16 protein-coding genes and 1 tRNA gene are annotated in these 25,834 nt (G+C 50.9%); 7 read left to right on the top strand and 10 right to left on the bottom strand.

Features of this window, described 5'->3' with window-relative positions; all coding sequences use genetic code 11:
* Positions 1 to 8 precede the first annotated feature (8 nt).
* Both FPE01S_RS06605 and FPE01S_RS06610 read left to right on the top strand, forming a co-directional pair.
* The gene (locus tag FPE01S_RS06605) at positions 9 to 2,870 is read left to right on the top strand and encodes a PD-(D/E)XK nuclease family protein (protein WP_046367996.1); all 2,862 of its coding nucleotides are present in this window, start codon (positions 9 to 11) and stop codon (positions 2,868 to 2,870) included.
* Between the two features lie 24 nt (positions 2,871 to 2,894).
* The gene (locus tag FPE01S_RS06610) at positions 2,895 to 4,142 is read left to right on the top strand and encodes a chromate transporter (RefSeq protein ID WP_046367997.1); all 1,248 of its coding nucleotides are present in this window, start codon (positions 2,895 to 2,897) and stop codon (positions 4,140 to 4,142) included.
* Positions 4,143 to 4,285: 143 nt separating this feature from the next.
* Here the strand turns inward: FPE01S_RS06610 and FPE01S_RS06615 are convergent, their stop codons facing one another.
* From FPE01S_RS06615 to FPE01S_RS06645, 7 genes are all read right to left on the bottom strand, one after another.
* Entirely contained in the window at positions 4,286 to 5,668 is a 1,383-nt protein-coding gene (locus FPE01S_RS06615; RefSeq protein ID WP_046367998.1) for a HAMP domain-containing sensor histidine kinase, read from the bottom strand.
* 1 nt (position 5,669) lies between these two features.
* The gene (locus tag FPE01S_RS06620) at positions 5,670 to 6,359 is read right to left on the bottom strand and encodes a response regulator transcription factor (protein ID WP_083990151.1); all 690 of its coding nucleotides are present in this window, start codon (positions 6,357 to 6,359) and stop codon (positions 5,670 to 5,672) included.
* Between the two features lie 115 nt (positions 6,360 to 6,474).
* Complete coding sequence (locus FPE01S_RS06625) at positions 6,475 to 7,617, bottom strand: methionine aminotransferase (RefSeq protein WP_046367999.1); 1,143 nt, start codon at positions 7,615 to 7,617, stop codon at positions 6,475 to 6,477.
* A gap of 28 nt (positions 7,618 to 7,645) precedes the next feature.
* A complete protein-coding gene (locus tag FPE01S_RS06630) occupies positions 7,646 to 8,572 on the bottom strand; it encodes a helix-turn-helix domain-containing protein (RefSeq protein ID WP_046368000.1) in 927 nt (308 codons plus the stop codon).
* Positions 8,573 to 8,586: 14 nt separating this feature from the next.
* Positions 8,587 to 8,976, bottom strand: a complete 390-nt coding sequence (locus FPE01S_RS06635; protein ID WP_046368001.1) for a RidA family protein — start codon at positions 8,974 to 8,976, stop codon at positions 8,587 to 8,589.
* 167 nt (positions 8,977 to 9,143) lie between these two features.
* Complete coding sequence (locus FPE01S_RS06640) at positions 9,144 to 10,226, bottom strand: mannose-1-phosphate guanylyltransferase (RefSeq protein ID WP_046368002.1); 1,083 nt, start codon at positions 10,224 to 10,226, stop codon at positions 9,144 to 9,146.
* Entirely contained in the window at positions 10,226 to 11,197 is a 972-nt protein-coding gene (locus FPE01S_RS06645; RefSeq protein ID WP_046368003.1) for a KpsF/GutQ family sugar-phosphate isomerase, read from the bottom strand. Before FPE01S_RS06645 ends, FPE01S_RS06640 begins: the two co-directional genes overlap by 1 nt.
* Before the next feature lie 184 nt (positions 11,198 to 11,381).
* Here FPE01S_RS06645 and recQ point away from each other — a divergent pair, with 184 nt between their 5' ends.
* Both recQ and FPE01S_RS06655 read left to right on the top strand, forming a co-directional pair.
* Positions 11,382 to 13,646, top strand: coding sequence for a DNA helicase RecQ (recQ, locus tag FPE01S_RS06650; RefSeq protein WP_083990218.1), 2,265 nt, complete (start codon positions 11,382 to 11,384; stop codon positions 13,644 to 13,646).
* 55 nt (positions 13,647 to 13,701) lie between these two features.
* Positions 13,702 to 13,774 (top strand) — tRNA-Phe (locus FPE01S_RS06655).
* A 53-nt stretch (positions 13,775 to 13,827) separates the two neighbouring features.
* Here the strand turns inward: FPE01S_RS06655 and FPE01S_RS06660 are convergent.
* Both FPE01S_RS06660 and FPE01S_RS06665 read right to left on the bottom strand, forming a co-directional pair.
* Complete coding sequence (locus FPE01S_RS06660; RefSeq protein WP_052955555.1) at positions 13,828 to 14,559, bottom strand: peptidase associated/transthyretin-like domain-containing protein; 732 nt, start codon at positions 14,557 to 14,559, stop codon at positions 13,828 to 13,830.
* Between the two features lie 65 nt (positions 14,560 to 14,624).
* Positions 14,625 to 15,062 carry a c-type cytochrome gene (locus FPE01S_RS06665; protein WP_052955556.1) on the bottom strand — a complete coding sequence of 146 codons (438 nt, stop codon included), beginning with the start codon at positions 15,060 to 15,062 and terminating at the stop codon, positions 14,625 to 14,627.
* A 149-nt stretch (positions 15,063 to 15,211) separates the two neighbouring features.
* Here FPE01S_RS06665 and FPE01S_RS06670 point away from each other — a divergent pair, with 149 nt between their 5' ends.
* A complete protein-coding gene (locus tag FPE01S_RS06670; protein ID WP_046368004.1) occupies positions 15,212 to 16,642 on the top strand; it encodes an AAA family ATPase in 1,431 nt (476 codons plus the stop codon).
* Positions 16,643 to 16,872: 230 nt separating this feature from the next.
* Positions 16,873 to 18,276 (top strand): pyridoxal phosphate-dependent decarboxylase family protein, encoded by a 1,404-nt coding sequence (locus FPE01S_RS06675; protein ID WP_046368005.1) that lies wholly within the window; start codon positions 16,873 to 16,875, stop codon positions 18,274 to 18,276.
* 8 nt (positions 18,277 to 18,284) lie between these two features.
* Here the strand turns inward: FPE01S_RS06675 and FPE01S_RS06680 are convergent, their stop codons facing one another.
* Complete coding sequence (locus FPE01S_RS06680) at positions 18,285 to 22,385, bottom strand: hybrid sensor histidine kinase/response regulator transcription factor (protein ID WP_046368006.1); 4,101 nt, start codon at positions 22,383 to 22,385, stop codon at positions 18,285 to 18,287.
* Between the two features lie 301 nt (positions 22,386 to 22,686).
* Between FPE01S_RS06680 and FPE01S_RS06685 the strand changes: the two genes are divergently transcribed.
* A complete protein-coding gene (locus tag FPE01S_RS06685; RefSeq protein WP_046368733.1) occupies positions 22,687 to 25,815 on the top strand; it encodes a SusC/RagA family TonB-linked outer membrane protein in 3,129 nt (1,042 codons plus the stop codon).
* Positions 25,816 to 25,834 lie beyond the last annotated feature (19 nt).

Below are 25,834 nucleotides of genomic sequence, written 5' to 3' on the forward strand. Positions count from 1 at the left end.
GACGTGATATGATTTTCCTGCAACGCGTAGCAGAAGACCTGTACCAGAAATTCGGAAAAGACATCTCCACCATTGCAATGGTGTTTCCCAACAAGCGTCCTGCCGCTTACCTGCGCAAATGGCTGGGCGGTGTGATCACAGAACCGGTGTGGAGTCCGCCGATGTTTACCATTCACGAATTCATTCTTTCGGCAACCGACAGGCTTCCTGCCGACAGGCTGCTCCAGGTATTTCAGCTGTTTGAAGCCTATCGTGAAGTAATGTCCGCCGCCGGCGAACCATTCAACGATACCTTCGACACCTTTTACCCCTTCGGTGAAATTCTGCTCAACGACTTTACAGACCTCGAATCCAATCTCGCTGTAGTAGAAGATGTATATGCTACTTTGTTTCAGATCGAACAACTCGAAAAATCATTCGAATACCTCACCCCTTCCCAGAAAGATTATCTCAGGCAATTCTGGGCGAGTTTTTCCGAGGAAAAATTAAGCCGCCAGCAGGATAAATTCCTGCGTTTATGGAAATACCTCCCGCACATCTACCGGCGCTTCACGGAACTGCTCGCCCACCAGCAACTGATCAACACAGGAACAGCATACCGCCTGCTGGCTTCGGATGAACATGACCGTAAGGACTTCGACAATCGTTTCACCAGGGTTGCATTCATTGGCTTTAATGCGCTGAACCAGGCGGAGATCAGCCTTTTCCGCAAATGGAAGGAATCCGGAAAAGCACTCTTCTATTTCGATGCAGACGAATATTACATTGATGACGAATTACAGGAAGCAGGAAGATTTCTCCGGCGCAACCTGAAGCTCTTCGGCAATGAGATCGAAACAGGCAATGCCATCCGGAATAAAAACAAAAACGTCAGTTATATACCCCTCGAGGGCGATGCCGCCCAGGTACAGGTGATCGCCAACCTGCTTCATCAGGAAACCGGTGGCGTTAACCCCGATCAGACGGCCATCCTGCTGGCAGATGAAAAGCAGCTCATGCCGCTGCTGTCGTCACTTCCGGAATCCCTGCCGGTCAACATCACCATGGGCTTTCCCCTGCAACGCTCACTGGTATGGTCGCTCATCAGCAACCTGCTTGAACTGCAGCGCGCCTATCATCAGTACGGCGGCAGCAGGGTGCATATCGAGCCGTTGCTGGCCTTCCTCGAACACCCCTGGCTGTTGTCCTATGCACCGGCAAGAGAAGCAGCAAAGCGGTTCATTGACGGGCAAAGTATCCTGGTACCCGCGGAGATCATCATGGCAGAAAAAGATGACCTGCTGGTGGAAATGATTTCCAGGGTGGATAAACCGGAACAGATCTTTCAGCTGATCAGAAAATTCACCACCTGGTGGCTCAATAATCCCCAGGGCAGCGAGCAGACAGTACTCGAGATCCAGCTCGCTACCGCTGCATTGGAGCAGGTCAACAGGCTTGATGACCTGGTGGGAAAATTTGAAGCGCACCTTAGTATACCTTTTGTTGTGGACGCCATTCGGTCCGTGTTATCAGGAATGACGGTGCCACTGGAAGGTGATCCGCTGGAGGGCATTCAGATCATGGGCTTGCTGGAGAGCCGCGGACTGGATTTCGAAAATGTCTACCTCCTCCAGATGAACGAAGGCATCTTTCCCAGGCGCGCCGCAGCACCTACTTTTCTGCCCGACAGTATCCGAAGGGCTTTTCACCTGAGTGTGCTGGAAAACCAGGACAGCATCTTCGCGTACGTTTTTTACCGGTTGCTGCAGCATGCGCGCCAGGTCACCTGCACCTGGAACAATATCGTATCCGAACAAAGCACCGGCGAGAAGAGCCGCTTCCTCACCCAGCTCCATTATGAATCCGGACTCGCGGTGCATGTTAAAAAATATGCGCTTCCGGTTACCGCCTACTGGAAGCCTTCAATCACGATACCCAAAGATGCGCGCACCATGGGTCTGCTGAAACGCTTCAGCCATCCCAACAATAAACTCACCCCATCAGCCATCAATACCTATCTCGATTGCCGGCTTCGGTTCTTCTACCAGTATGTTTCACGGATCAAAGAACCGGAATCCGCCATTGATATAATGGATCCACGGCTTGTAGGCAAGATCCTGCACAGCTGCCTGGAACTGCTGTATAAAAAACTCGAAAAACAAAAAGGCAACCGCACAGTAGAGAAATCAGATATCGCAGTGATGGAAGCATGGCTGGATGAATCGGTGCTCGACATTGCTTTCAGTGTGGAGATCCTCGGCTCAGCGGCATTGCCCTTCAGTTTTTCCGGAAGCACCCTGGTGTTGCGCGATATCATCCGGAGTTATGCCCGCACGATCCTGAAAGCAGATGAAGTGTATGCACCTTTCATAATGGAAGAAATGGAAGCCAATGTTGCCGTACCGTATACAGTAAGACTCGAAGAAAGAGCCATTCCGATTTTTCTCGGTGGTTATATCGACCGCATCGACCGTCGCAATGGCATTTACCGGATCATCGATTACAAAACGGGAAGAGACGACAAGGAAATCCCTTCTGTGGAGAGTTTGTTCGCGCGCGATAAAAAACGCAACAAGGCAGCATTGCAGACCATCCTCTATGCATGGGTGCTGCAGCAGCAAAAGCCGGCAGCGGTGTCGATCGAGACCGGCCTCTACGACCTCCGGAACATGACCGGATCGCCGGTTACATTTGACTGGAGATTTCGTTTGACCGGAAAAAACCAGCGCGAAACCATCAGCCATTCGAACCACGCATATTATGAAGCGGAAGTAATGGAGCGCCTTTCAGCAGTGATCGGCGAGATCTTCGATGAATCCGTTGCCTTCGATCAGACAACCCTGATGGAAAAATGCAGGCAATGTCCTTACGATGTGTTGTGCGGCAGATAGGGATAAATTAATACTTTTATTGCAATGGCATTACTGCGGCATGTTCCTTTTCTGAAAGCAGTGTTCTTACACAGCCTGACCGCCTTCGGTGGTCCGCAGGGGCATTTTGGCATGATGCTGAAAACTTTTGTACACCAGCGGAAAGACATTACCCAGGAAGAACTGGTAGAATTCAACGCCTTCTGCCAGCTGTTGCCCGGCGCCTCATCCACACAGGTACTGACACTGATCGGCTACAAACGCGGTGGTATCACGCTGGCCATACTCACCCTGCTGATTTGGATCCTGCCCGCGTGTACCATCATGGGCGCCCTGAGTTTCCTGCTGAAGTATCATAACGACAGGAACATCAACCACCAGGTGTTCAAGTATATCGCACCAATGACGATCGGCTTCCTTGCCTATGCATCGATGATCGCCTTTCGCCTTGCTATCCACAATACCATTACCCGCGTGATCATGATCGCCAGCGGTGTATTGTGTTTCGCATTTTTCAAGATCCCGTGGATGATACCCCTGCTCATTGTAATGGGTGGATTCGTCACCAACCTCAGCGACCGCAGGATTCCACAGGGAACAGAAAAGCCCCGCAAGATCAAGTGGGCAAATATCTGGCTGTTCGTGTTCCTGTTCCTGCTGGCGGGATTTCTTTCTGAACAGGCGAGAAAGCAGAACTGGCCTGATCGCCGGCCGATCAACCTCTTTGAAAATACCTATCGCTTCGGCAGCATCGTGTTCGGCGGCGGACAGGTACTGGTCGCACTCATGTACGAACAGTTTGTAGTGCGACCGGAATCGAAAAAGATCATTCGCCAGAATCCCAATGCAGTAAAGATCGATCGCGACGCATTTTACGCCGGCGCAGGGGTGGTGCGGGCCATACCTGGACCAGTATTTTCCATCGCCTCCTTTATGGGTGGCGTCGCGATGAATGACCGCGGCACCAGCTGGCAGGTGCTCGGCTGCGTGATTGGCTCAGTCGCTATTTTTCTGCCAAGCCTCTTACTTGTGCTTTTCTTTTATCCCATCTGGAACAACCTGAAAAAATATGCGATCGTATTCCGCGCACTCGAAGGGATCAACGCCACAGTGGTCGGCTTTCTCGTCGCATCCACCGTATACATGCTGCGCGATATTTCAATGGCCGAGTGGGCGCAGCATGGTGTGATCAATGCGCTGGTGATTGCCGGTACATTTATCCTGCTTGCTTATACCCGGGTGGCTTCTCCACTCATCGTGGTGATCTGTATGGTCCTCGGATTTATCTTCTGACGTCCACCAAAAAAGTACCCCTCCCGGGAATGGAGGGGTAATACCCAAAAAACCAACATACAAAAACCATGGTAAATATGACCCCCTGCAATTAAGGTGGGATGAAAATGAAATTAAAACCCTATTAAAATCCGGAAAGAAGCCTAACTGGAGAACTTGCCGACGGAAGGAAGGGTGATGCGAAACACGGTTTCCCGGTTTCCACTATCGTGATTAATGGTCCCCTTATGAATGGAAATGATCCTGCTCGCGAGGGCAAGACCCAGGCCAAATCCTTTCTTGTCCAGCGTTTTAGCCGAACGGTAAAAGGGCTGGAAAATATGTTCCACATCTTTCCGGTCGATCGGGTTGCCGTTGTTTTTCACATCCACAATCAGCTGTGCCGCAGAGAACCGCAAAAAAACACGGCTGGTATGATCGGGGGAATATTTGCAGCCATTCTCGATCACATTCTTCAGGGCACTGTACAACAGGTCGGCATTGCCAAAAACAAGACTGGCTTTTTCATCATCCGGTAGTTCATCCACATGCAACTGCACCTGGTATTCCGGCGAAAGCTTGGTCACGGCTGCCGTGATCTTCAACAGGAGCTCATCCAGGCGGAGCTCATCCAGCGCAATACTGCCCTTGTGCCCGGTCTTGGCAATATCCAGCAGGCTCTTGGTCAGCTGCCGCATCTGCTGAACATCTTCCTGTACAGACAGCAGTACGTCCCGGTATTCTTCATCCGTCCGTTGCTTCTGGAGCGTCACCTCCAGTTGTGAAGAGATAGACGTAAGCGGGGTGGACAGTTCATGCGAAGCATTGGAAATAAACCGCCGCTGGGTAGCAAAGGACTCCTGCATCCGGTTGAGGAGGTCATTAAAAGTTTCTGACAACCGGGAAAGCTCGTCCTGGCCGGAGCCGGCCTTGATCCGTTGAGAAAGGTTGTGGGTACTGATATTGTTCACCTCCTCGATGATGGCCGAAATCGGTTTGATCAGTTGCCTGCTGAAAATAATACCGGCAAGCATGCTCAACCCGCAGCCGGCGAGGCAGGCGACGGAAAGTATCTTGCGCAAATCAGACAACCAGATCTTGCCATCCACATCATTGGCAGCAACCACCACGATGAACGGCGGATTATCATCTTCCACGAACTGGCCAAACGCATCGCGGTCGCCGATCTGGAAAAGCCATTCCTTATGCTGCCGGATACTTTCCAGTTCTTCCGCAGTGATGTGAAAATCATCCGACGGTAGGGTATTGAAAATATAAAAGGGCTTCCCTGTCGTGGAGTAAATGTGAACAGATTTGGAAGCATAGAACTGCGCATTGCTCCGGTCGATCTTGGTGAGCAGGGAAACGCTGGAATCACCCAGCAACTGGTACAACTGCGCCACATTATGGCTGCGGCCATACAACCTTTGCCGGAAATTATTAGCGCGATGCCTGGCGGAGAAATAGTAAACAGAAAAAGAGATCAGTACAAGGAGTACTGTCACCAGCAGGGTGAACAGCAGGGTTATTTTTACGCGGATGGTCACGTCAGCTTATTTCTTTCAGCACATAGCCCATGCCCACCTGTGTGTGGATCAGTTTATGTTCGTGGTTACGATCAATTTTCTTTCTCAGAAAATTCACATAAACATCGATCACATTGGTGCCTGTGTCAAAATCGATATCCCATACATTCAGGGCGATATCCGCGCGTGACACAACCCGGTTCTTGTTTTTGACCATGTATTCGAGCAACTGGAATTCCTTGGCTGTAAGCTGGATGGGGTTACCGGCCCGGGAAACTTCCTTGCTGTCGAGGTTCATGATCAGGTCGCTCACCCGGATGTTCTTTCCGACAACGGGTTGATTGAGGGACCGCTTGAGCAGGGCCTTGATCCTGACCACCAGTTCGGCAAAGTCAAATGGCTTTACAATATAATCATCGGCGCCGGAATTGAATCCTTCAATTTTATCCTCCGTGGTACCCATGGCCGTAGCCATCAGCACGGGAACCTGCTGATTAACAGTACGGATATGCCGCAGCAACTCGTAACCATTGATGCCGGGAAGATTAATGTCAGCAATAACGAGGTCGAAATCCTCATGGTCAAACAGCTTCCTGCCCTGGTCGCCGTCCAGCGCCAGGGTCACTTTGTATTGCTGTTCTTCAAGGCCTTTTTTCAGCGTTTCAGCAATCTTTTTTTCATCCTCAACCAGTAAAATGCTGATCTCTGACATACTCAAAAATTGTTCACCGGTAAAAATAAGCCATCCCTCCAAGCCGGTGGTTGCCCGGCTATTATAAAGGGATTAAAATAAACATTTGCAGTATTTATGCCAGATTCGGCCAGATTCAGAGCCGGGTCAGCTTTTCTATCGCTTTTTCGAGGGTTTCCTGCTTTTTTCCGAAGCAGAACCGCAGCAGGTGGTGCCCTGACGGGTCCTGGTAAAACGCAGAAACGGGAATTGTCGCCACACCATGATCCTTCACCAACACGCCTGCAAATTGGGCATCGGGCAGGTCGGTGATACGGTTATAGGTAGCGCAGGCAAAATAGCTGCCGAAAGATGGCTTCAGGACAAAACGGGTTGCTTCCATGCCTTTGAAAAAGAAATCCCGCTTCTCCTGGAAAAAGGCGCCGAGCGATAGGTACTGGTCCTTATCCTTCAGAAATCCCGCCAGCGCCACCTGGCTGGGGGTATGGCAACTGAAGCAATTGTACTGGTGGATTTTCCGGAAGGCTGCGGTCAGGGCTTTGGGCGCCACACAGTAACCCAGTTTCCAGCCGGTGCAATGATAGACCTTGCCAAATGAAAAACAGACGAAAGCATTTTCCATCAGGTCCGGATAACGCAGGAGGGAGTGATGTGCTTTGCCGTCAAAAACCAGGTGCTCGTACACTTCATCACTCACGATGAACATTGGCTGCCTGCGGATCAGTTGCCGCAACGCTTCAATATCATCAGCGGAAAGAATGGATCCTGTGGGGTTGTTGGGCGAGTTGATCATAATCGCCTTCGTACGGTCACTAACGGCGGCGCCCACACGATCCCAGGGAATGGAGAAGTCATCGTTGAGCGACACCAGTACCGGCACGCCACCATTCACGATGATATTCGGTACATAACTGTCGTAAGCAGGTTCCAGCACGATCACTTCATCGCCGGGTTCCAGGATGGTGGTCAGTGCTGTATAGAGGGCATAGGTGCCGCCCGGCGTGATCGTGATCTCACTGTCAGGATGGATCGTTGCCCCGTACAGCGACTCAAATTTTTCACACAATACTTCCCGCAGCGGCATCCATCCCGGCATCGGCGCATACTGGTTATAGTTATGCCGCATCGCATCGGTTACCAGTTCAACCAGTTTTCCATTCATCGGGAAGTCGGGAAAACCCTGACCCAGGTTAATGGCATGGTATTGCGAAGCAAGGGCACTCATGGTGGTGAATACCGTGGTGCCCACCTGCGGTAATTTGGAGGGGATGCTCAACATCAGGTAATAATATTATCAGCCCCGGCAATTACGAGCCCTGGGGCCTTTTGGCCTGCTCCCGGTAATCTGAGGGACTTTGCCCAACCTGGTGCCGGAAGAATTTCGCGAAATTGGAATTGTCCTTGAAATGAAGGTAATAGGCGACTTCAGCAACCGTCATATCGGTATTCTTCAGCAGGGATTGTGCCTCGAGGATCAACCTTTCCCGAACCAGCTGCGCAGCAGTTTTACCTGTCTGTTGTTTCAGCAGGTTGCTGAGGTAGGTGGGGTGCAGGTGCATCTCGTTGGCCACATATTTTAAGGTGAGGGCCTTGTCCATATTTCCCTTGTTCAGCTCGATAAAGTAGTTGTTGAGCGAATGCAGGAAATTGTTCAGCGTGGTGTCTTTTGTGGTTGCAGCGGGAACAACTTCAGACGCGAACATGGTCTTGCATTCATACAGGAAGATGTTCAGGTAGTGGAACAGCATCTTCATCTTTTCGGGATGATCGCTGCGCAACAGGCGGTACATGTTGTCGAGGGATGTGTGAAGCTGTGCCCGTTGATCTCCATTGGTGCGGAACATGATGCCGTTCTCCGTATGGAAGAAGCGGAATTCCCGGAAAATATATTCCCCCTGTGGGTACTGGAAAATGAAATCCGGTGTAAAGAAAAGCAAATACCCTTGCCAGTTGTGCACATGCGCGTACTGGCGGATATGCCAGGGCGAAGTAAAATACAGGCAATTCTCCTGCATGGGGTAGGCCACATTGGAAATGGTGAGATCAAAGTCACCACCGGTGACCAGTCCGACTACAAACGCATTCAGCCGGAAGGGACTGCCCGAGGCTTCCTGCAACCGGTTGGGGATGTCCTCGAATTTCAGCAGATCAAAGTGGGGAGACTGCGGCTCAAGGTCAGATGTGTTCTTAAACGAATCTACAAGGTTCTCAAAATACGTTACCTGCTTTTGCATTGGGGTTGATATGATTACATGATGAGAATAGCAGTGGCTTCAATTTCAATAAGGTATTCAGGAGAGATCAGTTTGCTGACCTCCACCATGGTAGTGCAGGGCCTGATATCCTTAAAGAATTCCCCGTGGGCTTTTCCATATTCTTCCCAGCGGCTGATATCCGTTACAAACAGCCGGGTGCGGACAACATCTTTCAGTCCGGCTCCTGCCGTTTCCAATACTTTTCCGATTTTTTCAATGATGAACCTGGTTTGTTCGTAGGCATCACCCTTGCCAACGATCTCGTTCTTTTCGTTGAGGGCGACGGTCCCGGTTACTTCGATGGTATTGCCCACCTTCACGGCACGGCTGTAACCGACGATGTTTTCCCAGGGTGCTCCGGAAGCATAGTTGTAACGGGTCATGGTGTTGTTGTTGGTGTTTAAGGTACCAAAAGCAGCAGCAGCAATCTCCGTAAACAGTTAGTGTGGCAGGCCCCTGTGAGGCCTTATTACAATGTTACTGGTAAAAATGAAATGCCCCTCATTAAAAACCGTGAAGGCAGGCTAAAAAAAATGATGAACGGTAACTGTTACAGATACCGATCCCCTTTCTTTCGCTTCACCTCCGCCACGTATTCCTTAATATTCTGCTCCTTGTCCTTATGGCAGATCAGCAACACATCATCCGTATCCACAACGATGTAATCAGTTAATCCCTGGACCAGCACCAGCTTTTCATCCGGCACATGCACCATACAGCGATTGGCTTCTACCAGCATGACATTGTTGCCGGCGATAGCGTTGCTGAGTGAATCTTTCTTAAAATTCTCAAATGCGCTGTTCCAGGTACCAAGGTCACTCCAGCCAAAGGAAGAAGGGATCACATATACATTATGTGCCTTTTCCATGATGCCGAAATCGATCGAAATATTTACGCACTGCGGGTAAATGGCTTCGAGCGCCGCCTTTTCCTCCGGTCCGTTGAACTTGTCGGTTTCCGCAGAGAACACCTCGAACATTTCCGGCAGGTACTGTTCAAAAGCAGTCAGGATATTCTTGACCTGCCACACGAAAATACCGGCATTCCAAAGGAAATCACCGCTGTTCACAAAGGTCTGCGCGAGTTCCAGGTTGGGCTTTTCGGTAAAGGTCTTCACCTTGTACACATTGTCCGTAACAGCATGCTGCTCGAACTGGATGTACCCGTAACCCGTATTGGGATGCGTCGGCTTGATGCCGAGGGTAATAAAGGCATTGTGCTTGTTCACGAAGCTGAGTGCTTCGAGACACACTTTCTTGAAAGCAATATTGTCGAGGATCAGGTGGTCCGACGGTGCCACGATCAGGCTGGCCTTCGGATCCTTCTGCATTAATTTGAATGAAATATAAGCGATACAGGGAGCTGTATTTTTCCGGGAAGGCTCGCCGAGAATGTTCTCCACGGGAAGGTCGGGCAGCTGCTCCTGTACGATCCCGGCATATTCATCAGAGGTGATCACAAAAATGTTCTCCTTCGGAATAAAATCAGCATACCGGTCATAGGTCCACTGGATCAAAGTTTTCCCGGTATGAAGAATGTCCAGGAACTGTTTCGGATATCGGGTACGGCTCATGGGCCAGAAGCGGCTTCCTATTCCGCCAGCCATAATGGCCACATAATGGTGTTGGTTCATCAGATAAGACCTTCTTTAATTAAATCATGCAAATGTAGCACACCGAGGTAATGGTTTTCCGCATCCGTTACCACGAGCTGGGTGATATCATGTCTTTTTAATGTTTCGAGCGCATCAACAGCCAGTTCCTCCGGACCGATGCATTTGGGCTGCGGCGTCATGATCTCGCTGGCCTGGATCCCCGTTATAGGCAGGTCTTTCTCCAGCATCCGGCGCAGATCGCCGTCAGTGATAACGCCCTGCAGTCCGTTATGTTCATCCACCACGGCGGTAATACCCAGCCGGCTGCCGCTGATGGAAATGATTACTTCTTTTAATGTTGCCCCCGGCAGAATGGCCGGCTTCTCATTGTTCACGTAGAGGTCCCTCACCCGCATGTACAGGCGCTTGCCCAGGTTGCCGCCGGGATGAAATTTTGCGAAATCCCGCCCGTCGAAACCGCTCAGTTCCATTAAGGCAATCGCCAATGCGTCACCCATCACCATCTGGGCCGTAGTGCTGCTGGTGGGCGCCAGGTTATTGGGACAAGCCTCTTTTTCGACCGTGGTGTTCATCACGAAATCAGCTTGTTTCGCGAGAAAGGACTGATCATTGCCCACCATCCCGATGATCGTATTGCCGAATCTTTTAATCAGGGGAACGAGCACCTTGATCTCTGGACTCTCCCCGCTTTTGCTGATCACCAGCACCACATCGGCCTCCTGGATCATGCCCAGGTCGCCATGGATGGCATCTGCCGCGTGCATATAAAGGGAAGGCGTACCCGTAGAATTCAGGGTGGCGACGATCTTCTGCGCCACGATAGCGCTTTTGCCGATTCCGCTCACCACCAGGCGACCCTTGCTTTGAGATACCGCGTTGACCGCCAGGGCAAAGGACTCATCCAGGTAGCTGAGCAGCCCGCTCACGGAAGCGGCTTCCAGCTCAATCGAGCGCCGGGCAACCGCCAATATTTGTTCACTGGTCATCATTAATCGGTGCAAAAGTAAACGCGAAAAGCCATATTAACATTTTTGGGTGGGATAAGCCTCTGTTTTTAAGTAATTTCGCGGTCCTCCGGAAAAGCCGGAATGGTCAGTTGTGTTCACGCGGATTTGAGGCTTTTTCGGTAACTTATGAGCGAGTGCTTCTATGTGCGTTTGAAAACTATTGAGCATGGCAACATCTACAAAATCCCGGAAAACCAGCGCAGCCAAGACGTCTGCCAAAAAAACTTCAGTTCCCACCAGCAACCTACAGGAAGCCCTGTTGGAAAACTTTGGATTCTCCCAATTCAAGGGGCAGCAGGAAGATATTATCAAAACCTTGATGTCGGGCAAGGACACCTTTGTGATCATGCCGACCGGCGGTGGCAAGAGTTTGTGTTACCAGTTACCGGCACTGATGCTGCCCGGCGTCGCCATCATCGTATCGCCGCTGATCGCGCTGATGAAAAACCAGGTGGACCTGGTGCGCGGCTACAGCAGCAAGGATGATGTAGCGCATTTTCTCAATAGCACCCTGAACAAAAAAGAGATCCGCGAAGTGCACGACGACCTGTTGGCAGGCCGCACGAAAATGTTGTATGTCGCCCCGGAAACACTCACCAAGCAGGAGAACCTCGCTTTTTTCAGCGACCTCAACATCTCTTTCTTTGCCGTGGATGAAGCGCACTGTATCTCGGAATGGGGCCATGATTTTCGTCCCGAGTACCGCCGCCTTCGCGAGATGATGGAGCAGATCAACGACAAGATCCCCGTGATCGCCCTCACCGCCACCGCAACACCAAAAGTGCAGAGCGATATTGTAAAGAACCTCTCCCTCCGCGACCCGGAAATCTTCATTTCGTCTTTCAACCGCGATAATCTTTATTACGAGATCCAGCCCAAGATCAACAAGGAACAAACCATCCGCAACATGGTGAAGTTCATCGTGCAGAACAAGGGCAAGAGCGGCATCATCTATACCCTCAACCGCAAAACCACCGAAGAACTGGCGCAGCTGCTGGTGGCCAATGGCATCAAGGCCGTGGCGTATCACGCGGGGCTCGACAGCAAGCTGCGGGCCGAGCGGCAGGATAAATTTTTACATGAAGACACGCAGGTGATCGTCGCCACCATCGCATTCGGTATGGGCATCGACAAGCCCGATGTACGGTTCGTGATCCATTACAATATTCCCAAGAGCATCGAGAATTATTACCAGGAAACAGGCCGTGCCGGCCGCGATGGCCTCGAAGGCACCTGTATCCTGTACTATTCGCATAAAGACGTAGCCAAACTCGAACACCTGATGCGGGACAAGCCGCTTAGCGAACGTGAAGTGGGTGCACAGTTGATCAATGAGACCGTGGCGTATGCGGAGAGCGGCGTATGCCGGAGAAAGATCCTGCTGAGTTATTTTGGTGAAGAATGGAAGCAGGACAATTGCGGGCATTGCGACAACTGCCGTCATCCGAAAGAGCAGGTGGAAGCAAAAGAAAATGCCGTGAAGCTGCTCAAGCTGGTGAAAGTGCTGGATGAGCGTTTTGCTACGGATTACGTGGTGAATGTGATCACCGGCCACCTGACGCCACAGAACCAGATGTACCGCCATAACGCCATTGAGCTGTTTGGCGCAGGCAAGGAAGAACCCGCCCATTACTGGCAATCGCTTACCCGCCAGTTATTGCTGGCCGGGTTGCTGAGCAAGGACATCGAAGAATATGGCCTGTTGAAAATGACGAAGGCCGGCGAATCATTCCTCAAAAAACCGAAAAGCTTCAAGATCGTACTCAACAACCTGTTTGAAGACGCGAATGAAGACGATGAGGATGGCGGAGACGGCGAAGGTGGTGCAGTTACCGCCGTTGACGAAAAACTCTTTGAAATGCTGAAGGAGTTGCGTCAGAAGGAAGCGAAGCGGAAGTCATTGCCGCCTTTCGTGATCTTCCTGGAAACCTCCCTGCAGGATATGGCGACCCTCTACCCTACCACGGTGGCGGAGCTGGACAAATGCCAGGGCGTGAGCAAGGGCAAGGCGATCCGGTATGGGAAGCCCTTCGTGGAAATGATTGCGAAGTATGTGGAAGAGAATGATATCCAGAAGCCGGATGAGTTCGTGATGAAGAGCGTGGTGAACAAGAGCGGCCTGAAAGTGTACATCATTCAACAAACCGATAAGCGTATCGCCCTCGAAACCATTGCCCGCAACAAGGAATTGCGCCTCGATTCGCTGCTGGAAGAAATGGAAACCATCGCCGCTTCCGGCACGAAGCTGAACCTCGATTATGCCATCGATGAAATGCTGGACGAATACGAGCAGGAAGAAATTCTTGACTACTTTAAAGGCTGCGAGACCAGCAGCCTGCAGGTGGCACAGGAAGAATTGGCCGATAGCAATTTCACCTGGGAGCAGCTGAAGATCATGCGGATTAAGTTCCTCGCGCAGTACGGGATGTAAAAAGTTTTGAACTATTTACGCAAATCCCCTATTTTTGCGTCCCGCTTAGGGAAATGGTGCGGTAGCTCAGTTGGTAGAGCAAAGGACTGAAAATCCTTGTGTCGCCGGTTCGATTCCGGCCCACACCACAGAAAAGAAGCAGTTATAACGAAAAGTTGTAGCTGCTTTTTTATTTCCAGCCTTATTTTTTCCGGCGCGTCGAATCCGGCGTGTATTTGAATTTCGAGAATGAACTGCGGATATATTCTTCCAGCGCTTCCTTACTGGTTTTTCTCAACCACTCATAATTTGGCCTGAACTGAAACCAGAACTCCCACAAGGCGGGATCTTTCAGCCCCGTCAGCTGATGGATCAACGCTTTGGTATACCGGGAGTCGATATAAGCATTCTCCTCTTCCCTTTGTAATTGCTTTTTATGGTTCCGTTTTTCCTTTGCGGAAGAAGAAAAATAACTGACGGGACTGAAACTTATGCCAAAGCCGTCGGTTGGTCGATTGCCACCCGTGATGCCCGGACGATAGGAATTGTAAAACTGTGCATTGGCTTCGCGCCGCTCCAGTGAATCCTGTGCATAGGTCCGGGCTTTAACGACAACGGAATCGAGGCTGCGGTATAAAATTTTCAACCCGATATCGAGATCCGTGTCAAAAAAATGATCGGCGACCCGGATCGTATCATTCTGATAATTCGCAAAAGAGAATAGGACATAGTCGCCGGGATCAGCCGGGATACTGTATTCGCCGTTGGCGTTGGCGCGGTTGATGCTGTTTTTAGAGAGATTGATGACACTGGCACCCTGCAGCGGTACATCCGTTTTTGAATCCATGATCCTGCCATGCAGGCGATACTGGGACCTGCTTTGCAGGGAGAAAAACAATAGGAGAAGGACAGAAATAATCTTGCCGGAAGACATGTTTCAAAGTACAGGAAATTTAGCTGAATCACTGTTGAATTAACAAACCTGTGACTGGCGTTAGCTCACTCCTTCTTAAGCGATAAAATAAACTTTGCCATGGTCTCAGCATCCTCCTGTGTCAGATTAGGATGCGGCCGCATCACAACATTACCCCAGGCGCCACTTCCGCCATTGATGATTCTAAGTCCAAGCAGTTTGATATAACCATCATTCACCGGGTACCGCTTCGCAATATCTTCAAAAGCCGGTCCGATAAACCGGGCAGTTTTCTTATGACACTCATAGCAGTCTGCATAAGCAACCAATACCTCACCCCGCTGGGCAATGGATGCGGGAATACTGTCACTCGGTCCTTCAATCTTTTTGATATAATCGACCTGCTTTCGCGGCGCCCGCTTTTCCTTTTTCTCCTCCTTGCAGGCCGCCATTGATATGACTACTGGCAACAGGAACATCAAAAAATAAGCGCAAACCGCGCTTCTGTAGGCAGCTTTGATCATCACTTCTGTAAATCGGAAAACTACGTCAAACGCAGAAATAGTTATTATATCCCGCCAAAACCACACCTTCGGACATAGTTTTGGCAGCTTATAGATTTTATATCCCGCCAAAACTGTACCTTTGAGGGTACATTTGGCGAAATATAGCGATGGATACCATCATTGGACGACAACCTGAAAAGCAGCTGCTCGCTGAGTTGCTGACCTCTGCAGAAGCTGAATTGCTGGCTGTATATGGCAGGAGGCGAGTCGGCAAAACCTTTCTGATCCGAAACGCTTATGCTGAACACCTGGCTTTTGAATTTACCGGCATACACCATGCAAAACTGGCGGCTCAGCTGGCGAATTTTGGGCGGGCGATCCAGGCGTTGACTGGTATAGGTGTTGGAAAGATTACCACCTGGTCAGAAGCGTTCAATTTACTACAGGATGTTCTTGAACCTTTGCTAAAGAAAAAAAAGCAGGTCATCTTCCTTGACGAGTTTCCATGGATCCAGACGCCACGATCCGGCTTTCTGCAGGCATTCGGCTATTTCTGGAATACCTGGGCATCAGGGCAAGCTAATCTTGTGGTTGTAATATGCGGATCATCCGCGTCCTGGATGATTCAGCATGTGCTCCATGATCGCGGCGGACTGCACAACCGGGTGACCAAAAGGATGCGGCTGCTGCCTTTTACCGTGGCGGAAACAGCGGAGTTTCTCCAGCATAGGAGTGTACGCCTCGATCATTACCAGGTTATAGAAATCTATATGGCCATGGGCGGGGTTCCGCAATATTTAAGAGAAGTAAAAAACGGGGAGAGTTCCGCGCAGGCAATCAACCGGATCTGTTTTTCCAAGGATGGTTTTCTTCGGGGTGAATTCCCCAACCTGTTCAGGTCATTGTTTGATCATGCACAGCATCACACGGTAGTGATCCGCGCGCTGGCGAGGAAGGCAAAGGGACTTACCCGGAATGAAATCATCGATGCAGCCGGCTTCTCTTCCGGCGGGGGGATTACACAGGTACTGGAAGAGCTCTCCGAGTCCGGATTCATCAGTCCGTATTTGCCTTTCGACAGAAAAGCAAAGGATAGTGTCTATAAGCTCACAGATGAATATTCCCTCTTCTTTGTGAAGTTCATTGAGCCGTCAAAAGAATTTGATGCGCATACCTGGCAAAGGATCAGTGAGGGCTCAACCTGGAGGACCTGGAGCGGTTACGCTTTCGAAAGTATCTGCATGAAGCATATCAGGGCGCTTAAACGCGCATTAGGTATTGAGGGAGTATATACTGAAGTGTCGCTCTGGCGGTCTGCCGGCACAGATGACCGCCAGGGAGCACAGATTGACCTGTTGATTGACAGGAAGGACAATTGCATTAATCTTTGCGAGATCAAATTCGTGAATGGCGAATTTGTGATCGATAAAAAATATGCTTCTGAACTGGATCATAAAGTGAGAATATTTAAGGAACAGACCAGAACCCGTAAAACAATATTTCCCACGCTCATCACCACCTACGGCACAAGAAAAAACGATTACTACACAGGACGTATACAATCAGAGGTGATGATGGAGAGTTTGTTTTCAACTTAAATAAAGGACTACAACATTCATATAGTTTCCGTTCTATAAAACGCCATTGTAAACGATTATTACACATACGACTATGAGATGCAGTCTGGTGGCTCATTTCACTGAGTTTTATGAATTACGTTTTTCTGAAAATAAGATACCGCCCGCCAAATAGATTTTAGGGATTGTTGAAACAAAAAGGCGAAATAAGTTTTATTAGTGGAGTACTAAATGTCATTAGCATCAACATCATGAATGAACAACTGAAAGCTGACCTGGCCGACCTGGATAATTTACTGAGCGCTGTTCAACGCCAGGGCACAGAAACCATCCAGTCACTTGAAATTCGCCCCACCACTGCACCGGAATCTAACACGCAAACCGAAGCATTGAACGAAACCGGCATTGGTGCGGCGGCAGCGCTGCAACTGTTCAATGAGCGTTTTGAAAAACTGATGGTGGCTTCCGCAGGTCCGCGTTACCTGGGTTTTGTTACCGGGGGCGCCACACCAGCGGCCGTGATGGGCGACTGGCTCACTGCCATCTACGACCAGAACACCCAGGCAATAAATGGCAACGGCGATGTATCCGCACGGATTGAACTGGAAACCATCAACCTGTTGCTGGAGTTGTTCAATCTACCCAAATCCTTCTTCGGCGGCTTCGTTACTGGTGCCACCATGTCCAACTTCACCTGCCTGGCGGTAGCCCGGCAATGGGTAGGGCGCCAGAAAAACATAGACATTGCCCGGGATGGCTTATCCGGCCCGCTGCCGGTGCTTTCGGCAACGCCACATTCCTCTGCCATCAAATCACTGGCCATGCTGGGGCTCGGCAGCAACAACCTCGTCAAGGTCCAAACGCTGCCCGGCGCTCGCGAGGCAATGGACATCAATGATCTCGCGCAAAAGCTGGAAGCCCTGAAAGGCGAACCGGGCATCGTGATCAGCAGTGGCGGCACGGTCAACACGGTGGACTTTGATGACAATAAAGCAATTGCACAACTAAAAACCAGGTTTCCTTTCTGGTGGCACATCGATGCCGCCTTCGGTGCCTTTGCCGCCTGCTCACCCACATACCAGCACCTGCTGGAAGGCTGGGAAGCAGCCGACAGCATCACGGTTGACAACCACAAATGGCTGAACGTACCGTACGACAGCGCTGTCTTCCTGGTGAAAGAAGAACACCGCCTGCTGCAGGTAGAAGGTTTCCAAAATTCCAATGCGCCTTACCTGGGCGATCCGCTGGCCAACTTTTCCTACATGAATTTTGTCCCGGAAAACTCAAGGCGCCAACGCGCACTGCCCGCCTGGTTTACCCTGAAAGCCTATGGCAAAGAAGGATATCGCAGTATCGTGGAAAGCAGCATTCAAATGGCAAAATTGCTGGGCGAAAAAATTGAAACCAGCACGCAGTTCCAACTATTGGCGCCAGTACGTCTGAATACGGTTTGCTTCACCTTAAAGAATGCTACTACACCAGAAGCAGTACATCAATTTCTGAACCGGCTGACAAGCGGAGGAAAGGTGTTCATGACGCCGACGGTTTACCAGGGGAGATCCGGGATGCGGGCTGCTTTTGTCAACTGGCAGACGACAGCCGCCGATGTGGAACTGATCTGGGAAGAAATGAACAGCACGCTGAACCTGGCATGACATGAAGTCTAGCTGTTTTCCTTTTTCGCTCCCGCAGAAACCTGCCAGGTTTCATTAAAGGGACCACGATACCGTTTGATAAACTCAGAAGGATTCATGCCAAACAACTTGCTGAACTGCGAACGGAAATGCTTGATATCATTCATGCCGATCTGAAACGCCGCCTGGTTCACATTCAATCCATTTTTTATCATCAGCTCCGCTGCTTTTCTCAACCGTATGTGTCGTATAAAACCGGATAAAGATTGTCCTGAAATCAGCTTGATCCGTTTGTAAATGCTCGAATGGCCCATGCCCATTTCCTTGGCCAGCTTCTTAATGTTGAAATCCTCATCCCCCAGGTGCCTTTCCACCACCGCTATACAATTGTCGATAAAGTCCTTATATTCCTGGGAGATCTTGTGCGTATTCTTTTTGAGGGTTACTTCGTTAAAGAAATACTCCTGGAGTTCATTACGGTTTTTGAACGTATTGTCAATTTTGGCCAGCAACACACTACTGTCAAAAGGTTTTGTAATATAAGCATCGGCACCTCCTTCCACACATTTCAATTCAAGTTCCTGCTCTGTGCTGCCCGTAATCAGGAATACCGGAATATGCTTCAGGGCAGGATCAGCCTTTGCTGCCTTACACAACTCAATTCCATCCAGCCGCGTCATCTTGTAATCACTGATGATCAGGTCAGGAAATTTTTTCCGCGCCACAAACAAGCCCTCGATACCATCAGCAGCCTGCAGTACCTGGTACTTATCTTTTAACACCGAACTGAGGTATTCCACGATCGCGATATCGTCATCCACCAGCAGGATTGATTTCCGCTCACTGGTTACGTCCTCCAGCTCCAACTCCCGCGACAAGGCGATTTCCTTGTCACCGGTATCGGCGATCAGTTCGTCGAGGATCGCAGGCGCAAAGGATTCCTGCTCAGTAATCACCGGGTTGTTCAGATGCTCCGGCCCCTTCTTCAGCTTCACAAAAAACGTAGTGCCCTGCCCGGGAGTACTGTCAAACGAGATCTGTCCACCATGTGCTTCCACAAATTGCCGGGCAAGGTAGAGGCCGATGCCAAACCCCTTTTTGGCCGGCAGTTGATCTGAAGGCGCCTGGTAAAACTTCTCGAAAAGATGCGGAGCGGCCGCCTCGGGAATACCGTAACCATTATCTGCAACAGATACCTCTACTTCATTTGCGCTTTCCATAACGCGCACGGTAATGGTGCCGCCTGCCGGCGTATGATTGATGGCATTCGAGATCAGGTTATACAACGTGATCTCCATTTTTTGCCGGTCGGCAAAAACAGTAATCTCCTGATCATCGGATTCAAAATGGTAAGTTATGCCCTTCGTTTCCGCCAGCTGCGCAAAACTCAGGAACACATCATGGCAAAAATGGCGGAATTCAAGCGGCACAAATTTCAGGTTGTCCGCCTCTGTTTCTGCCCGCCTGAATATCAGCAACTGGTCTACCAGGCTCAGCAACCTGCGGGCATTCCGGTGGATAATATTGAGATCCCTTTGCTGCTCCGCACTGTCGTTATCCTGCAGCAATCCTTTGATCGGGTTAATTATTAAAGTCAGCGGCGTTCTGAATTCATGCGAGATATTGGTAAAGAAAGCATGTTTTTTTTCAGCCAGTTCCCGCTCCTTTTGTGAATTCAGCAGGGTAAGCTGAAGGTCATACCGGAGCTTGTTTTGTTTGTCGTTGTACCGCACATACAGGTACACCAGGCCGACGGCCACCAAAAAATAAAACAGGTATGCCCACCAGGTCCTGTAAAATGGTGGCAGCACCGTGATGCTTAACCCTGACGCCTGTGTCGTCCAGTTTCCGTTAGCATCCTGCACTTTTATCCAAAAGGTATAGTTGCCTTCCGTGAGCGAAGAATAATTCGCAGCGCGAACCTTACCCGCATAAGTCCAGGTCTTGTCCCATCCTTCCAGGTAATATGCATAAGACAGCTTGTCTGCCGTGGAGTACTCCGGCGCCGTAAAATCAAGGGAAATATTCGCTTCATCAAAGGGCACTTCAATGGCACGGATCGCATCGGGCGAATATTTTCTGATGAACCGGCTGTCCTTTTGCACTGACCTGTTGTTGATCCGCAAATCAGTCAGTATAACAGAAGGCTTGTTTTCAATATCGTTGATCGCAGACGGGTAAAACAGGTCAAAGCCTTTGATGCCGCCAAACAACAACTCGCCGGAACGCAACCGGATTGCTGCATTATAATTGAACTGATTACTCTGGAGACCATCATTCTGGTAGTAGTTTCTAAACGTCCTGGAGGTAATATTGAACCGCGAAATACCATCGAACGTGCTGATCCAGAGATTCCCATTCCCGTCCTCCAGGATGTTCAGGGCCGCGTTATTGCTCAGTCCGCTGGTATTGGTATAATGCGTCAGCCGGCCGGTTTTCCGGTCAAACAACACCAGGCCGCCGCCTTCCGTTCCCAGCCAGAAATTTCCCTTGCTGTCTTCATAGATGGCGCGTACCGGTACGCCGATCGTATAGGTGGTATGATGCCTTTTCTTTTTATCGATACGATAAAGCCGCGTGAAATCACCGGCCCACAGGTTGCCGGAACTATCCTCCGCGATCGCCGTCAGATCCGTCAACCCCTGGTCAAAGGCTTCAAATTTTCCGGTGGCCCGGTTGAGCAGGTAGGTCTTCCCGCCGATACAGGTGGCCCAGAGATCCTTCTCCCTGTCTTCATACAACAGCCAGGCATTCCGGTCCTGGTGGTTGTTCGCCTGGTTGATCAGTGGATAATGCTCAAACGAATTCGTCGCTTTATCGAACCGGTTCACACCGCCGCCATAGGTTGCGATCCAGACCTGGTCCCGGTAGTCCCGCCGGATATTCGTAATAAAATTGCTGGTAAGAGAACCCGCAGTGCCTGGCTTCCGGCTATAGTTGGCGAACTGCCCGGTATTCCTGTCCCAAACACTGATGCCGGAACCATCCGTCCCGATCCAGAGCTTGCCATCCGGTGCTTCGCAGAAAGAAAGAATAAAATTATCGATCAGTCCGCCGGGATTCAGGGGATCATAGGTAACCGACCGGAACCGGCTTTTGCCGGGATCAATGATATTGATGCCGCCTCTTAAGGTGCCAATCCATTTCCGTTTCTCCTGGTCTTCATAAATAGCATATACCGCCTCGCTGGTGAGGGAGTATTTATTTTTCCCCGGCAGCAGGTAACTGATATTTTGGGAGGCTACGTCCAGGATGGCTATACCCCCGCCATCGGTGGCGATCCAGAGTTTCTTTTCGCTGTCAAAAAGAAGGTTGGCAATCTTGTATTCCGAAAATCCATCGGGTTGTTGCCGACTGTACCGGGTCAGCTGGTTGGAACGGGTATCATAATAATACAAACCATTGGCAGTGCCGATCCAGAGATTGTCCTGGTCGTCGGTTTCCATGCAGGTCGCATCTTTCAGATCAGCGTTGACCAGGTGAATTTCATTCCGGGAGGCGTTGAACTGGCAGATCCCCCGCCCATCGATAAAAAGCCAGGTATGCGATTGCCGGTCCGTTTTGATGGCTTCCACTGTATAGGCAGTGGTGGTAATATCACCGGTTCGCAGGGGCAACTGCCGCAATACCGTTTCACCATTCCGGCAAACGAGCAGCCCCATTTTTTCGGCGCCGACCAGCATATTACCGGCGGGATCCCTGGAAATCACCATGATCTGGTCCCTGAGCACCCGGGTAAGGCCGTTATCGTAAGAAATGTATTGAACGGGCTTTAACCCGGCGGATAAAGGATGATAGAGACTGATGCCCTGCCGCGTACCGACCCATACATTGAACTGCCGGTCTTCTGCGATCGCCGTTACCCAGTTGTTCACCAGCGAATTGGTGTCCCGGAAGATATTCCTGAAGGTTTTGAAGGAATTGCCATCGTACCGGTTCAGTCCGTCGTAGGTACCAAACCACATAAAACCGGAATGGTCTTTAAAGATGCATCGGACGGCATTGTTGCTCAATCCTTGCTCAATTCCAAGGTAACCCACCGGCGTTTTCTCCTCTGCCTGTCCTTTTAATGCGATAAGCAAAGTGGCTACGATATATAGAATCCCTTGTGTTCGAAGTTGCTGCAGCATGTCAATCGTTCTCCGGCCATCAATTTATCATTATTCACCCGCCCAAACAGGGGGTTTTGCAGAATTTTTGGGGGGGAAATTCAATTGACCTCAAATGTGTCTCCGGTGAGCAACGCGCCAGGGTCTATGCCTTCCATCAGTACCGGCCGCTGAAGACGCCGGCCAATTCACCAAATAATGATTTCCCCCTCCTTTTTTCACGCCTACCCCCCTGCCCGATCTGTTTCCCCCTTCGACATTTGTTTTCCAGGCGGTTGCATCAATTTGAAACTGACCGGATTAACCAAATCAATTGTTTGCCATGAAAATGCGTTCTAACGAGCATTGCCAAAAGAAACAGCCGCACTGGCTAAAACAGTGCTGCCTGCTGCTGTTGTTTTCTATCGGACTTTCCGCCGCTGCTGTCTGCCAGCAGGTAGTCAACGGAACGGTAACCGGTAACGACAGCCTGCCGCTATCCGGCGTATCCATCCAGGCGAAAGGCACCAAAACCAGTACCCTGACCGACCAGAACGGTAAATTCACCATCAGCGTACCCACCGGAAGCGTTTTGGTTTTCAGCTATGTAGGGATGACCACCCAGGAGCTTAAGATCGGAAACCAGTCCGAAATCGTGCTGCGGCTCCAGTCAACGGGACAAAACCTCAGTGATGTTGTCGTGGTAGGGTATGGTACCCAGAAGAAAACCTCCCTGACGGCCGCCGTCTCCGCCGTGAAAGGATCCGAGATCCAGCGGCAACCGGTAAGTGACATCTCCAACGCCCTGGGCGGCAGGGTCACCGGCGTCCTGTTCTCCCAGGCCAGCGGCCAGGCCGGTAATGATGCCGCGAGGATCATGCTCCGGGGGATCGGCACCAATGGGAACTCCTCACCGCTCCTGATTGTAGACGGCGTGCCGAGAAACTACAGCCAGCTCAACCCCGCCGATATTGAAACCATTTCCATCTTAAAGGATGCCGCTGCCGTAGCCCCCTATGGCATGGGTGGCGCCAACGGGGTAATCCTGGTGACCACCAAAAGAGGCAAATCCGGCAAACCGGTGTTTTCATATGACGGCTATGTGGGCATCCAGAACCCCACCGTCATTACCCACTTTATCAACTCCTACGAATACGCCACCCTTAAAAACGTGGCGGCCGTCAACGCCGGGTCAACGGTTATGCCCTACTCGGAAGACGACCTGCGGAAATACCAGGACGGCTCTGACCCCGATGGTCACCCGAATTTTGACCCGATCGCCGACATGATCAAAAAGAACTACCTCCAGACCGGGCACAACCTGTCGGTGAACGGCGGTTCCGACCTGGTGCGGTATGCCGTGGGACTGGGCTATTTTGCCCAGGATGGTATGTTCCCCGGTATCAAGTACAAACGGTACAGCCTTTCCGGCGCTGTAGATGTACAGGCAACAAAAACCACCCTGATCAGCCTGTCCCTCAACGGCCGGGTAGAACAACGCAACCTCAGCGGGGCAGGATACAACACCCAATCCCTTTTTGAAAACCTGATCAACACTACCAGTGTATCCACCCCGAAAATCTACAGCAACGGGCTCCACCCCTACCTCTACGCCAGCTTCTACGACAACCCCAGCTACCGGATCATCACGGGCAACACGATGCTCACCCAGTTCTCCCTCGAGCAGAAACTGCCGGTAAAAGGGCTCAGCGTAAAAGTGGTAGGCGCTTACGACTACAATCCTTTCGATCCGTATAATACCACCAACAGCGGCATCGCCAGCCTGAGCCGCTCCTGGAGCGCGCCGTTCAGCTACTACCAGTACGACACAGTCGCCAAAACCTACGACCAGATTCCGCCCACCACCGCTCCCTCCTTCAGTGAGGAATACCACCAGACACAGGCCTTTACCTACCAGGGCTTCATCAACTATGCCGGCAACTTCGGCAAAAGCCAGGTAACCGGTCTCCTGCTCGGTGAGATCAGGAACACCAAATCACTCATGTTCAGCGCCGGCCGGATCAATTACAACCTGAGCATCCCTGAACTGTTTGCCGGCGGCACCGGGGCCACCGACCTCTCCAATACCGGCGGCTCCACCGGCTCCAAACAGCGGTCGCTCGTGTACCGGTTGACCTATGGTTTCGACAACAAATATTTTGTGGAAGCTACCGGCCGCTACGATGGCAACTACTACTTCGCCCCCGGCGAAAGATTCGGCTTCTTCCCTGCTTTCTCTGCAGCATGGCGGTTATCCGAAGAAAAATTCATGCGGAATATCAGCTGGCTCAATGAACTGAAAGTGAGAGGATCATGGGGTCAATCCGGTAACCTCGCCGGTTCGCCCTTCCAGTACCAGTCCGGCTTTACCCTGTATGGTACTTCAGCCATCCTGGGCGGTGCACAGACCCAGGGCCTGTATGAGAATACGGAACCGAATCCCAACATCACCTGGGAGCGCGCTACCAAAACCGATATCGGTATCGAAGCCCGCATCCTGCACAACCTGGTCACCATTGAGGCCGACTATTTCCACGAGAAACGCGGCAACATGCTGCTGACACCCAATGTGATCGTCCCCTCCGAATATGGTATCGGCCTCGCCCAGGAAAATGCCGGCGAAATGATCAACAAGGGATTTGAGATCGCTGTGAGCAGCAACTATTCTTTCTCGAAAGATTTAAGGGTGGGTCTTTCTGCCAATTTCAGCTATGCCAAAAACAAGCTGATCCAGATCTTCGAAAACGCATCCACCTATGATTATCCGAACCTGCGGCAAACCGGCCGCCCCCTGGGCACACCATTCGGTTACCAATCCCTGGGCTACTTCACCGCTGCAGATTTCGCCAGTCCCGGTGTGCTGAAAGAAGGCATACCCACGCAAACCTGGTCGCCCCTGGCACCCGGCGATATCCGGTATGCTGATGTAAGCGGCCCGGATGGCAAAGCAGATGGTACCATCAACTCCTACGACATGGTTCCCCTCGGTGCGCCGAATTACCCCCAGATCGTTTACGGCTTCTCACCCAGCATCTCCTACAAGAACTTTGAATTGTCGCTGTTGTTCCAGGGCGCTGGTCAGCGTTCGCTGCAGGTGACCAACACCGCCGCCTGGGCATTTGACAACAACAAGAATGCACCCGTCACCGTACTCGACTACTGGACCGAGGACAACCCCGACGCCTCCTATCCCCGGATGACCACCACGCCCTCCGCCAACAATACCCAGACCTCTTCCTTCTGGCAGCAGGACCTTTCTTACCTGCGCCTGCGGACCGGCATTCTTGGTTATACGCTCCCGCAACACATTTCCCGCAAAGCAGGCATGAGCCAGATCAATGTGTATGTATCCGGACAAAACCTGTTTACCTGGACCTCCGTCAAAAACTTTGACCCGGAGATCAGCAATGGCCGCGGTTGGTATTTCCCCACCCAAAAGGTCGTGACGTTTGGTCTTAAACTTCAATTCTAACAGCCTCAACTTTTGATAC

This window comes from Flavihumibacter petaseus NBRC 106054, from assembly GCF_000974785.1.
Classification (GTDB): domain Bacteria; phylum Bacteroidota; class Bacteroidia; order Chitinophagales; family Chitinophagaceae; genus Flavihumibacter; species Flavihumibacter petaseus.

Coding starts and splice junctions, on each gene's coding strand:
- FPE01S_RS06605 (WP_046367996.1), top strand. CDS start 9: ATGATTTTCCTGCAACGCGTAGCAGAAGACCTGTACCAGAAATTCGGA.
- FPE01S_RS06610 (WP_046367997.1), top strand. CDS start 2,895: ATGGCATTACTGCGGCATGTTCCTTTTCTGAAAGCAGTGTTCTTACAC.
- FPE01S_RS06620 (WP_083990151.1), bottom strand. CDS start 6,359: ATGTCAGAGATCAGCATTTTACTGGTTGAGGATGAAAAAAAGATTGCT.
- FPE01S_RS06625 (WP_046367999.1), bottom strand. CDS start 7,617: ATGTTGAGCATCCCCTCCAAATTACCGCAGGTGGGCACCACGGTATTC.
- FPE01S_RS06630 (WP_046368000.1), bottom strand. CDS start 8,572: ATGCAAAAGCAGGTAACGTATTTTGAGAACCTTGTAGATTCGTTTAAG.
- FPE01S_RS06635 (WP_046368001.1), bottom strand. CDS start 8,976: ATGACCCGTTACAACTATGCTTCCGGAGCACCCTGGGAAAACATCGTC.
- FPE01S_RS06640 (WP_046368002.1), bottom strand. CDS start 10,226: ATGAACCAACACCATTATGTGGCCATTATGGCTGGCGGAATAGGAAGC.
- FPE01S_RS06645 (WP_046368003.1), bottom strand. CDS start 11,197: ATGATGACCAGTGAACAAATATTGGCGGTTGCCCGGCGCTCGATTGAG.
- recQ (WP_083990218.1), top strand. CDS start 11,382: ATGGCAACATCTACAAAATCCCGGAAAACCAGCGCAGCCAAGACGTCT.
- FPE01S_RS06660 (WP_052955555.1), bottom strand. CDS start 14,559: ATGTCTTCCGGCAAGATTATTTCTGTCCTTCTCCTATTGTTTTTCTCC.
- FPE01S_RS06665 (WP_052955556.1), bottom strand. CDS start 15,062: ATGATCAAAGCTGCCTACAGAAGCGCGGTTTGCGCTTATTTTTTGATG.
- FPE01S_RS06670 (WP_046368004.1), top strand. CDS start 15,212: ATGGATACCATCATTGGACGACAACCTGAAAAGCAGCTGCTCGCTGAG.
- FPE01S_RS06675 (WP_046368005.1), top strand. CDS start 16,873: ATGAATGAACAACTGAAAGCTGACCTGGCCGACCTGGATAATTTACTG.
- FPE01S_RS06680 (WP_046368006.1), bottom strand. CDS start 22,385: ATGCTGCAGCAACTTCGAACACAAGGGATTCTATATATCGTAGCCACT.
- FPE01S_RS06685 (WP_046368733.1), top strand. CDS start 22,687: ATGAAAATGCGTTCTAACGAGCATTGCCAAAAGAAACAGCCGCACTGG.